10 protein-coding genes are annotated in these 11,426 nt (G+C 69.6%); 4 read left to right on the forward strand and 6 right to left on the reverse strand.

Features of this window, described 5'->3' with window-relative positions; translation table 11 throughout:
* Nucleotides 1-29: 29 nt before the first annotated feature.
* The 6 genes from VF632_RS01590 to VF632_RS01615 form a co-directional block, all read right to left on the reverse strand.
* The gene (locus tag VF632_RS01590) at nt 30-1,124 is read right to left on the reverse strand and encodes a PAS domain-containing protein (RefSeq protein WP_331021086.1); all 1,095 of its coding nucleotides are present in this window, start codon (nt 1,122-1,124) and stop codon (nt 30-32) included.
* A 73-nt stretch (nt 1,125-1,197) separates the two neighbouring features.
* The gene (locus VF632_RS01595; RefSeq protein ID WP_331021087.1) at nt 1,198-1,803 is read right to left on the reverse strand and encodes a DUF4276 family protein; all 606 of its coding nucleotides are present in this window, start codon (nt 1,801-1,803) and stop codon (nt 1,198-1,200) included.
* Entirely contained in the window at nt 1,800-2,972 is a 1,173-nt protein-coding gene (locus VF632_RS01600; RefSeq protein WP_331021088.1) for an AAA family ATPase, read from the reverse strand. Before VF632_RS01600 ends, VF632_RS01595 begins: the two co-directional genes overlap by 4 nt.
* Before the next feature lie 45 nt (nt 2,973-3,017).
* Entirely contained in the window at nt 3,018-4,037 is a 1,020-nt protein-coding gene (locus tag VF632_RS01605) for an amidohydrolase family protein (protein ID WP_331021089.1), read from the reverse strand.
* Nucleotides 4,034-4,921 carry an alpha/beta hydrolase gene (locus VF632_RS01610; RefSeq protein ID WP_331021090.1) on the reverse strand — a complete coding sequence of 296 codons (888 nt, stop codon included), beginning with the start codon at nt 4,919-4,921 and terminating at the stop codon, nt 4,034-4,036. Before VF632_RS01610 ends, VF632_RS01605 begins: the two co-directional genes overlap by 4 nt.
* Nucleotides 4,918-6,372, reverse strand: coding sequence for an NAD(P)/FAD-dependent oxidoreductase (locus VF632_RS01615; RefSeq protein WP_331021091.1), 1,455 nt, complete (start codon nt 6,370-6,372; stop codon nt 4,918-4,920). The genes VF632_RS01610 and VF632_RS01615 overlap by 4 nt, the downstream gene beginning before the upstream one ends.
* A 157-nt stretch (nt 6,373-6,529) precedes the next feature.
* On the opposite strand from VF632_RS01615, the gene VF632_RS01620 reads away from it, so the two are divergent.
* The 4 genes from VF632_RS01620 to VF632_RS01635 all read left to right on the forward strand — a co-directional run bounded on the left by VF632_RS01620 (nt 6,530) and on the right by VF632_RS01635 (nt 11,123).
* On the forward strand, nt 6,530-6,838 hold the full coding sequence (locus VF632_RS01620) for a hypothetical protein (RefSeq protein ID WP_331021092.1): 309 nt from the start codon (nt 6,530-6,532) through the stop codon (nt 6,836-6,838).
* A 980-nt stretch (nt 6,839-7,818) separates the two neighbouring features.
* The gene (locus tag VF632_RS01625; RefSeq protein WP_331021093.1) at nt 7,819-9,075 is read left to right on the forward strand and encodes a L,D-transpeptidase; all 1,257 of its coding nucleotides are present in this window, start codon (nt 7,819-7,821) and stop codon (nt 9,073-9,075) included.
* A 105-nt stretch (nt 9,076-9,180) separates the two neighbouring features.
* The gene (locus VF632_RS01630) at nt 9,181-9,630 is read left to right on the forward strand and encodes a hypothetical protein (protein WP_331021094.1); all 450 of its coding nucleotides are present in this window, start codon (nt 9,181-9,183) and stop codon (nt 9,628-9,630) included.
* Nucleotides 9,631-9,719: 89 nt separating this feature from the next.
* On the forward strand, nt 9,720-11,123 hold the full coding sequence (locus tag VF632_RS01635) for an erythromycin esterase family protein (RefSeq protein ID WP_331021095.1): 1,404 nt from the start codon (nt 9,720-9,722) through the stop codon (nt 11,121-11,123).
* Nucleotides 11,124-11,426: the final 303 nt, after the last annotated feature.

The following is an 11,426-nucleotide window of genomic DNA, read 5'->3' on the forward strand; positions in this document are numbered from 1 at the left end:
TGGGGAGGCGGAGATGCCGTGCCGCCGCTTCAGATCTCGCGCATGGTGAGCACGGCGCCCAGCTTCTTGCCCTCGGCGAAGACGGGGCTCGCACTGCCCTCCAGGCGCGCTTCCGTGCCGTCGCCGCGCCGGACGAGCCACCGTTCGTTGGTGACCACTTCGTCGTTCAGGGCCGCGCGGGCCAGCGGAAGGTCGTGCGCGGGGTACTCGCTCCCGTCTTCGCGCAGCAGGTGGTACTCGCGCGTGTAGGCCTCGGGTGCCACGCCCAGGCGCTGCGTTCCATGCATCCGCTCCGCGGCGTCGTTGACGAACCGGATGTGCCCCTCGGCGTCGGTCACGATCACGCCTTCCAGCAGCTGCGCCAGGATGGCCCGGTGCTCGACCGCCGCGCGCTGCATCTGCGAACGCTCGGCGACGAGGTCCGTCACGTCCACGCTCAGGCTGAGGATGCCGGACACCCGGCCGTCGGCCTCGAACAGGGGCTGGTAGATGACGTTGAAGCAGCCTTTCACCCGTTCGCCGGTGCCGGTGGGGTCGAATTCCACGGGCATTTCATGGCCTTCGAAGGCCTCCCCGGTGGCGTACACCTGGTCGAGCAGCTCGAAGAAGCCCTGGCCTTCCAGTTCGGGAAAGGCGTCGCGCACCGTGCGGCCTTCCACCTCGCGGTCGCCGATCAGGCGAAGCCCCATCTCGTTCACCACCTCGAACCGGTGCTCCGGCCCGCGCACGATGCTGATGGCGATGGGCGCCTGCCGCACGATGCTGCGCACCGCTTCGCGCACCGCCTCACCGTGCTGCCGGCGGGCGATCTCGGTGATGTCGCTGAAGAGCAGGAGGGTGTTCCCGTCGCCGGAGGGCGCCGCGCGCACCTTGTGCCACACGTAGAGCGAGGGGTAGAAGTGCTCGACGATGCGCACCAGCTCCTGCTCGCGTGCCATGCGCACCTCGCTCTCGAAGCGCGTGCCCGCGACGTCGGGAAGCGCCTCCCACACCACGCGGCCGACGAGGTCGGCGCGGCGGCGGCGGAACAGGGTTTCGGCGCGGCGGTTGGCTTCGGTGATGCGCCAGTCCGCATCCAGCACCAGCACGCCGTCGGTTACGTTGTCGAGAATGGTCTGCAGCATGATTCTCCCACTCGAGGCACTTGATCCAGCGGAGAATCTAGCGGCTGTCCGCGGCGGGGGCGAGCGACGGGGCTCAACCGCCCGGCTGCGCGAGGTGCTGGAGCAGGCGTTCGCACCGTGGTGCACGCGCCCGGACGGTCCCGGGGTCCAGGCTTTCGAGGATCTTCGGCGCGTGCCGCGTTTTGAGGTACAAGCCCGGCTGCGTGTTGCGCGTAGCATCCTTGAGCGCCTTTTCGACGTCTGCCTTCGCGATCTCCTCGACGTTTTTGCGCTTCGGGATAGACGCAGCGGCGAAGCGCTGCCCGTAGAACTTGGTCAGGGCTTTCACGTCAGCAACGAACCACGATTCCATCGCCTCGGTCATCAGGTGGATGGAATCGTCCTTGGCGAACGAGAGATCCCATCGGTCCTGCGCGGCCAGGTGCTCGCGCTCCGTACCGACTACCGGCCCTTCCGCATCGACGACCAGGAGAACGTGTGAGTTCGGATGATCTCTCCAGCCCCGCACGAAAAGTTCATAGGTTTCCTCGCGCGAGCCACACATCACGACGCGCCATATGGTCTTCTGCGAGCCGCCGGTCACACGCGACTTCTCAAAGAACTGCGCGAGCCCGGCCCGAAGTGACGCCTTGCTGTCACGACCGCGACCCCCTTCCACATACATCCAAATCTCGTTCACCAGCGGTTCCCTCCGATCTCCCCCATCCGCCAGAGTTCGCCGAGCGAGTACTTCTCCAGCCACTCGCGCAGGGGCTCCGCCTCTAGGCGCTTCATCGTCGTGCCATCCGGAGTGCTTTCGCAAACCAAGATGCACTCCGGCGTGTCCGAGAGCGCTGAGACGAGCGTTTCCGAGTGGGTCGTGACGAACAGCTGCGTGCGCTCCGAGGCCTTCCGCAGCAGTTCCGCGATCGTCGGCAGGATGTCCGGATGCAGCCCCAGCTCCGGCTCCTCAATCCCGATCACCGGCGGCGGGTTCGGATGCAAGAGGATCGCAAGCAGGCACAGGTAGCGCAGCGTCCCGTCCGACAGCCGCGTGGCAGGGATCAGCCGGCCACCTTCCTCTTCGATGTATAATTGCAGTGTGCCGCCTTGGATCTTGGTCGTGATGTACCTGGCCCGTTCGTAGAACTTGCGAAGGTACTCACTCACTTCGTCGCGCTTGGCGGAAGTTTGGCTTAGGTCGTGTAGAATCAGGCCGAGGTTGCTACCATCCGGTAGCAGGAAATCGTTCGGGAGATCCGTAGGTTGCGGCAATCGCGCAGCCGACCGCCGGGCGACGTTCCAGTCCTGAAATAGCGCGATACTGCTGAACCTGTCTCCAATGTACGTGATCTCAGGGTATGTGATCGGATCCCGCAACTGGGAGAGGATCGATTTATCAGCCTTCATCTCCGCCACCGCCTCTGCACGCCCCTCTTGCAGGGGACTGTTCAGTGTGCCTGTACCCGATCCGGATTTGTACAAAAACTCTCTAACGCCGTCCTGCCGATAGATATACTCGTGGATGATTTCTAAGCGGGTGCCTAGGGCAGTGAGGAAAAACCCAAAGACCAGCGGTGACGTTGAACTTCTGACGTATGGACGGAGTTCTACCTCGATCCACGCCGCGTCAGGATTGCGATCCCCCTTCCAGATATACTCGGTGACACCGCCGCCGCTCCGGAGTAACCCCGCCAAATCACCGGGCGAGGCGCGCAGCACTGCCAATGCCTCGAGGACGTTCGACTTACCCGACCCGTTCGGTCCTATCAACACGTTCAGAGCCCGCAAGCCAACCGAGACACCCGGGGTGGCGAAGGAGAGAAAGTCTTCGAGCCGAAGCTCCCGGATCAACAAGGTATCTCGCATACTATGCGTCTATAGGGATAAGCGAGTGTTGAAGATGTCTTTTAGTCAGCGGGCGCGGAAGGGCCCTGATCTAGCGGGCACCCACCGGTGCAGGTTGGCCAGCACCTGCACGGGGCGCGTAAGGGCGTCGTCCAGATAGCCGAGGGCGCGCTTCATCTCGATGTCGCGCTGCATGCGGTTGCGGATGCGGTCCAGCGCCATCGCGCGGCGGGCGCCCAGCTGGCGCGCGTACCAGAACGCATTCGACGGCACCGGAAAGTCGCTTCCGTGCAGCATCCGCGGCGCAAAGTCCGGGTCGCGCGCAAAGCGGGGTAGGTGCGCGAAGCGCGGCGGGTTGGCCATTCCCGAGTTGTCGATCCACAGGTGCGGAAACTCCCCCAGCATCGTCCGCAGCAGCGGCACCTGGTCGCGATCCCCGGCGTAGGAGACGGGCACGCCGCAGTGCGCCACGATCATCCGCACCCCCAGGCGCAGCGGCGGGAGGATGCGGCGCAGGTCCTTGAGCGCGGGATTCACCTCCGCGAAGGTGTTTTCCGACCCCCCCGAGTGGACGAGGATGGGGATGCCCGTTTCCGCCAGCCGCCGGTAGAACGGGCCAAGCGCCGGGTCTGCCGGGTCGATGCCCTGCGTGGCGGGAAGCCACTTGATGAGCACGGCCCCGCCCTCGATGCACTCCTCCAGCCGCTCCATCGCGTCCGCCCTGTGTGGGTTGATGGACGGGCCGGGGAGCAGCTGCGGATACCGGCGGCAGACCTCGAACACCCAGCTGGGCGGGATGAACATCTGCGACCTGGCCCGGTCCAGCGCACCCACCCGGTCGTACACCCCGTCGAACCCCAGCACCACCGCGTGCGTCAGCTCGCTGCGGCGTACGCGGTCCGCCACGTCCGCGGCCCAGTCCGCATCGGCCGACTCGCGCATCTGCCGCGCGTTGATCCCGTGCCGCAGCTTCAGCAGGCGAAAGCTCATCCGCCGCATGAACAGGGGAGACACCCAGCAGCCGGAGCCGTTGGTGCCCACCCCGGCCAGGTGCACGTGGATGTCGATGCTGGGCGATTCGCTCATGCGGCGGCGAGCTGGTGCTGGCCGATCCACCGGACCACGCGTTCGATGGTCAGGCGATGGAAGGGAAGCGTGTAATGCGACACGCCGCGAAGCGACAGCAATTCCGCGCCCGGGATGCGCGCGGCCAGCCGCGCCCCCTGCGCGTGCGGGACGATCCAGTCGCCGTCGCTGTACACCAGCAGCGTGGGATGGGTGATGGTGCCCGCGCGGGCCTCCAGGTCCAGTTCCGCGAGCAGCCGCTGGACGGCGGCCACGTAGCTCCACGCGCGGCCGTCGTCGTCCACGCGGCGGAACGGGTAGGAGGCGCGCTTCACCGGGCCGAAGGCGGGCACCAGTCCCCACCATCCATAGTGCCGGCGCTGCGCCAGCGTATCGAGGCGAAAGAACCCCCGCAGCTCTCCCGCCACCGTCCGCGCGCCGATCCGCACGTCCACCGGCGAGGAAAGGATCGCGGCGGAGGCGGCGCGCTGAAGAGACCCGGAGGCGAGCGCATCCAGCATCAGCGATCCCCCCAGGCTGTGCCCGACCACGTGAAGCGGCAGCGGCGGCCGTCCGCGCTCCGCCTGGTCCGCCGCGGCCGCGATGGCGGTGCGGACGGAGCCCGGCGCGAACACGGTGGTGCTGGCGCAGCCGTGCCCGTCCACGTCGAACGAGAACACCTCAGCGCCGCTGGCCAGCAGGGCGCCGAACAATTCCAGCAGCGGAAACAGGGCGTCGTTCCCCGCCCCGTGGGCGACGAGAACGCGCGCGGTGGGCGCGCCGGGCGGAACCAGCCGCACGGCGCACGCCTCGCCCCGCGCCTCGACGCGAGGATACCGCGTGGCGTGGACGGTGGCGCCCAGCCGCGCGGCCCAGTCGGCCAGCCGCTCCGCGTAGCCCTTCATCCGGCGGGCGGGGACGAGCCCTGGGCGCGGTCGCCGCCCATCCACCCGGTGCCCTCCGCGTCCGCCGGCGCCACCTGCCCCTGCGCCGCAGCCACGGCGGCGTCGCGCGCGGCCGGGCGTCCTTCTGAGAGCGGCCGCTGTGCTCGATCAACCGTCCCCAGCGGCTTTCCGGGTGGGGCGAGCTCCGACCCCACCTCGCCGGTGATCAGCCGGGCGCCGCGCTGCCAGGTGAGATAGCTCCACGCCCACTGCACCATCACCAGCAGCCGGTTGCGGAAGCCGATCAGAAAGAAGATGTGGACGAACAGCCAGGCGAGCCACGCGAACCATCCTTCGACCTGCACCTGGTGCGCCTGCAGCACCGCCTTGCGCCGGCCGATCGTAGCCATGCTCCCCTTGTCGACGTAGCGGAAGGGCCGGCGCTCTTCGCCGCGCAGCGTAGCGCGGATGTTTCGCGCCACGTGCCGCCCCTGCTGTAGCGCGACGGGGCCGACGCCGGGAAGCAGATTGCCGCGCTTGTCCCGCAGGTGCGCCAGGTCACCGATGACGAACAACTCCGGGTGGCCGGGGACGGACAGGTCGGGCTGCACCATCACCCGGCCGACCGGGTCCGTCGGCACGCCCAGCATCTTTCCCAGCGGTGACGCCGTGACGCCGGCCGCCCAGACCACGTTGCGGGTGCGGATGCACTCGTCGCCGATGTACACGGCGTCGGGCTCGATGCGCGTGACGATGGAGCCCGTGCGCACCTCGACGCCGATGTGCTCCAGGGCGCGCCGCGCATAGTCGCTGAGGCCCTCCTCGTACGCCGCCAGCACGCGCGGCCCGCCTTCCAGCAGGATCACGCGGGCGGTGGACGTGTCGATGTTGCGGAAGTCGCGCACGAGCGAGCGGCGGGCGGTCTCGGCCATCGCCCCCGCCATCTCCACCCCCGTGGGCCCGGCGCCGATGACCACGAAGGTGAGCAGGTCCCGCCGCTCCTGCGGGTCCGTGGCGGCTTCGGCGGCCTCGAAGGCCAGCAGAAAGCGGCGGCGGATCTCCGTGGCGTCCTCCACCGTCTTCAGGCCCGGCGCCAGCGGCTCCCACTCGGGGTGGCCGAAGTAGGCGTGCGTGGCGCCCGTGGCCACCACCAGGTAGTCGTAGTCCAGCGTGCGCCCGTCCGCCAGGCACACCTTGCGCTCGTCGAGGTCGAAGCCGGTGACCTCCGCCATCAGCACCTCGGTGGCGCGGCTGTGGCGCAGGATCAGGCGGATGGGCGCCGCGATGTCGGCGGGCGACAGCGTGGCCGTGGCCACCTGGTAGAGCAGCGGCTGAAAGAGGTGGTGGTTGCGCCGGTCGACGAGCGTGGCGCTGACGGGCACGTTGCGCAGCGCGCGCGCCGCCGAAAGGCCGCCGAACCCGCCGCCCACGATCACCACGTGCGGCACCCTGAACACCCGCGTCGAACTCATCTCCGTAGACCTTTGCACCGTTGTCGTCGCCATGCTCCGGCGAGAACGATACCGCCTGCGGGGCACGCCCGAAACGGGTCTCTTGACCCGGGCCTGGCCAGGGGGTAGCATCCCGTTTCCGGGAGTTTTTCGCATTCGGCCAGGCGTGCAGATCAGTATGATGGGAAACGGCGTAGACGGCGCGGAGGGCGCTCTCATTCCGCCCACGCGCGACGATGCGCTGGCGTTCCTGGCCCGCGCCATTGGGCCGGACCGCGCCGCGTCGACGTGGGTGCGCGCCGTTGCCGCCGCGCGAGTGGGTTCGCCAGGGGGCGAGCTCAGCGTGGACGAGATGCTGAAGGTGGCGGAGCGCCTGGCGGCCGAGCCCGGGGTGGTGGGGGTGATCGGCACGTCGCTGGTGGTGCGGCTGCGGACGTACCGGCTGATGGCGTCCACGCAATCCGAGCGAGGGAAGCCGCGGGATTGAGGGCCGACCGAGGGGCGGGGGGTGGCAGGGAATCGGAGTTTAGGCTGGCCACCGTTGAGGGATCGGGCGTTCGACTGACGTTGGCGCATGCCGCGGGTGGCCCCTCCCCCGGCCCCTCCCCCGGCAAACTGCGCCGGGAGAGGGGGGAACTTCGGTGGGGGTCGACTGGCTGCCTCGCATGCCGCGAGAGCCCCCTCCCCCCGGCCCCCTTCCCCCGCTGCGCAGGGGAGGGGGAGACCTGAACTGCGCTTCGGCCGGGCTCACGCACTCTACAGCAACGAGGGCGAGGAACGGTGCGCTTCGGGAGTCGCGGCGCATGCCTCTGGCCGCCCTCTCTCCCCGGCCCTCTCCCCCGCAAGCGGGGGAAAGGGAGAATTCGATCGCGCTCGGGCCGGCGTCGTGCACTCGACTGCGCGTGCAGTCCGCGAAGGCGGACTTTGGGCCGTCGTTGCCGCGACTTCAGTCGCCCCAGCGAGGTCGGGGCCTCCACCAGGGCCCGACCTCGCCTCGAACCCGAAGTGTACCCTCTCTCCCACGCTGTTTGTGGGAGAGGGTGGCACGCGTGTCAGCGCGGCCGGGTGAGGGCCCCACGGCAGCCGAGGCCTCGGCTACGGTGACCGCTGCCGCGCCCGGGCTTGTTTCCCTTCCGCGGCCAGATCCTTCGGCCCGCGTCGTCTGTGCTACGGGCTGATCGGGTGCGATTGGGCCTCAGGATGACAAACCATGGCGCTGCAACGCGTTGTGGCGACGCACCGGGCTGGCTCCCTTCCCCCGCGCAGTTTGCGGGGGAAGGGTTGGGGATGGGGGGCGCCGGCCCGAGCACCGGCCCTGCCTGGCCACACCTGGACCCAAAGTGTCGTGACCTCCCGTTAGCCCGAAACGCGAGGGCGCGGAGGAAACAACCACGTGACGCGGCGGGTATGCCGATTGCCCCCCGATGACGGGGCAGACGCCTGACTCACGTGGTACCCCGCGGAAGTATGCGCAACACCTTCTTTCTCCTTCGCCGCGCCGGCGTGCTGGCGCTCGCGGCGGCGGGCGTGGCGGCCGCCTCGGCACCGCCGGCCGACGCGCAGCAGCGTCCGCGCCGCCGCGCCGAGGAGCCCGTCGCGCCCACGCGGCGGCCCCCGACCGCGCGCCCGGCCGACGCGGCTCCGCAGGCGCAGAACCCGCTCGCCCGCGTGCGGTCGCGTTCGCTGGCGCGGGGCGGCTACGCGGTGGTGGTGGACCTGGACGCCAACCGCCTGTACTTCGCGCGCGGGCGGCGGGTGCTGTGGTCCGCTCCCGTGGGCACCGGCACCGGGCTTCGGCTGGAGCACGACCGCGGCGAGTGGGATTTCGCCACGCCCAATGGCACCTTTCACGTCACCCACAAGCAGGTGGAGCCGGACTGGATCGCCCCGGACTGGTACTTCATCGAGAACGGGCTGCGCGTGCCGCCGCCCAACTCCGACGCACGCCGCTTTCCACGCGGACTGGGCTCGGCCGGCGTGTTCATCGGCCAGGGGCTGGCCGTCCACGGCACCGACAAGCCCGAGCTGCTGGGCCAGCGCGTTTCGCACGGCTGCATCCGCCTGAGCAACGCCGACGCCCTGCGCCTGTTCCACAACGTGCAGGTGGGCACCGAGATCGTCATGGTCGGCGGGCGGAACGCCGCGCCGGCCGCGCCGCCCCGGCAGACCCCCTCTACCACCACGCGCCGCACGGGGGCCAACGGCGAGCGGATCCCGCCTCCGCGCGACCCGTTCACCGTGGAGCTGGAGGAGCAGGAGACGTACGACTTGCTGGACCGCCTGGACGACGAGCTGTTCGCCGCCGTGGCCGCCCGCGGCGCGCAGACGCGCTGGCCCCAGGTGGCCAGCGTGCTCCTTCTGCGCGGCGTCAAGGAGGGCGATGACGAGGCGCTTGCCGGGCTGCTGGAGCGCTTCCCAGACCTGGGCACGGGTGCGCTTCGGGAAGAATACGCCACCTTCGTCACCGACGCCTTCGCACAGGGCGCGCTGCGCACCCTGGCGGTGATGGCCAACCTGGACCGCCCCACGCGCGCAGTGGTGGCCCGCGCCATCGTGGACGGCAGCCTGGCGCTGTTTCCCGGCGACGTGAACACCGCCGCCGCGCCGTGGCCCACGCGGCGCGCGCCACGCGAAGTGCTGCGCCGCGCCTCGCAGCGGTCGTGGGATGCGCTGGCCTCGGCGGAGCAGGCGTATCGCGAGCGCAACGGCTTGGCGGTGCGCTGAGGGGCGGGCGATGGAGAATGGCGGGCGCTCCGGGGTGTCGCATCCCGGGGCGCTCGTTCGTTTGTATCCCTGCCCCCCCGGAACGTGACCCTTGGAGATCGACCTATGAAAAGAATTCTGTCCGCGCTGCCGTTCATCCTCCTGGCCGCCTGCAGTTCGCCGTTCAGCTCGAGCGAGCCCGAGCTGAAGGTGCGCACCGACCAGGAGGAGTACGTCGCGAAACCCATCAGCTCCGTCAGCCTGGTCGGGTTCATCGTGAAGAACGAGGGCGACGAGCCCATCTACCTTCCGCACTGCGGCGCGGTGATCGTGGCCGTCGACCGGCGTGAAGGGGGCGATTGGCGCCAGGCGTACGGCGGCGGCAGCCTCTGCCAGGCCATCAACACGAGCGGCCCCCTGGAGGTGCAGCCCGGAGACTCGGTTCGCTCGGTGGTGAGCGTGGGCGAGCCCGGCAGCTACCGCATCCGCGTCCGCGCGACCGAAAGCCGAGATTCCAACCGATTCCACGAGACGGTGTCCAACACGTTCGCTGTGGAATTCTCCCCGATGGATTGATCGCCCGGAGCAGTCCTTCGCTGCTCCCGCGCTGGTACGCGGCCTGCCTTCGCCTCCACTCCTAAACCCTTGGAGTGGAGGCGTTTGCAATGCGGTCGAATCGTTTGGAACGGGCGATGACGGCGCTGGGGATGGCGCTGCTGGGGGCCTGCGCCAACTCCGGCGGGGGGCAGGCCGTGGCGGATGCGGCTCCGCGGCCGGGCGACGTGGACGGTGCGGTGGAGATCGTCCGCGCGGCGGCCATCCCCCTCACCGGCGCGGAAACGGACTACGACGCCTTGATCGCGCAGGTAGGCGACGCGCGCTTCGTGCTGCTGGGCGAAGCCACGCACGGCACCCACGAGTTCTACCGCGAGCGCGCCCGCATCACCCAGCGGCTGATCCGCGACAAGGGGTTCACCGCCGTCGCCATCGAGGGCGAGTGGCCCGACGCCATGCGCGTGGACCGCTTCATCCATGGCGAGCCGGGCGCGGCTACGCCCGAGCAGGCGCTGGTGGGCTTCACCTCCGGCTTTCCGCAGTGGATGTGGGCCAACACCGACATCCGCGACCTGGCCGGCTGGCTGCGCACCCACAACCAGGCCCAGCCCGCGGCCCAGCGGGTGTCGTTCTACGGCCTGGACGTCTACAGCTTCTACGAGTCCGCCGACTCGGTGGTCTCCTTCCTGTCGCGGACGGACCCGGCCGCGGCGGCGCGCGCCCGGCAGCGCTACGCGTGCTTCTCGCGCCATCGGCCGAACCCCCAGGAGTACGGGATGGCCGCCAACACCGCCGGCCGGCCCCTGTGCCGCGAGCAGGCCGTCGCGCAGGCGGCGGAGATGGAGGAGCGCTACCAGGCCCACCCGCACGTGGGCGCCGACACGCGCGCCGACGACGAGCTGTTCTCGGCCATGCAGCACGCGCGCGTCGTGCGGAACGCCGAAGAGTACTACCGCGTGATGTTCGAGGGCGGACCCACCTCGTGGAACCAGCGCGACCGGCACATGGCGCAGACGCTGGAGTCCATCGTCACCCACCTGGAGGCGCAGGGCAAGACGCCCAAGGTGGTGGTCTGGGCGCACAACACGCACAGCGGCGATGCACGGATGACGGAAATGGGCTCCGGGGGCGAGCTGAACGTGGGCCAGCTGATGCGGCAGGCGTATGCGGAGCGCTCGTTCCTGGTGGGCTTCACCACGTACGCCGGAACGGTGCTGGCGGCGGAGGAGTGGGACGCGCCCGGCCGCCTGCGCCGGCTGAACCCCGCGCTGCCGGAAAGCTACTCCGGCCTTTTCCACCGTACCGGCCTGCCCGCGTTCCTGCTGACCTTCCGCGGGCGCGAGGAGCTGAGCCGCGTGCTCGGCGAGCCGCGGCTGGAGCGGGCGGTGGGCGTGATCTACGCGCCGCGCACCGAGCGGCAGAGCCACTACTTCAACGCGGTGATGTCGAAGCAGTTCGACGCGGTGATCCACGTGGATAGCTCCACCGCCGTCACCCCGCTCCGCATCCGCTGATCTCATCCGGTCCCGCGGACGAGCTTTCGCGCTCGTCCGCGGACCCTCCTCCGCTGCAGACACATTCAACACGAGAGATGGCGCTGGTCCCGTGAATGGTGCGTGTGACCCATTGCACGCCCTTGGCGTCGTAGGGTGCCGTGGAACGCATGTCCCGCATGCGGCCACGGCGCCACACACCACTCCGAAGTTCCTTCCGCGCCCCATCGTTGTGCCGCAACGACTTAGCTTCCTGCCCGCCGCTGCTCCCGCCCGGAATGCCCGTTGCCTTCCCCACCGCCGAGGACGATCCACGACCCAACC

This window comes from Longimicrobium sp. (assembly GCF_036388275.1).
Classification (GTDB): domain Bacteria; phylum Gemmatimonadota; class Gemmatimonadetes; order Longimicrobiales; family Longimicrobiaceae; genus Longimicrobium.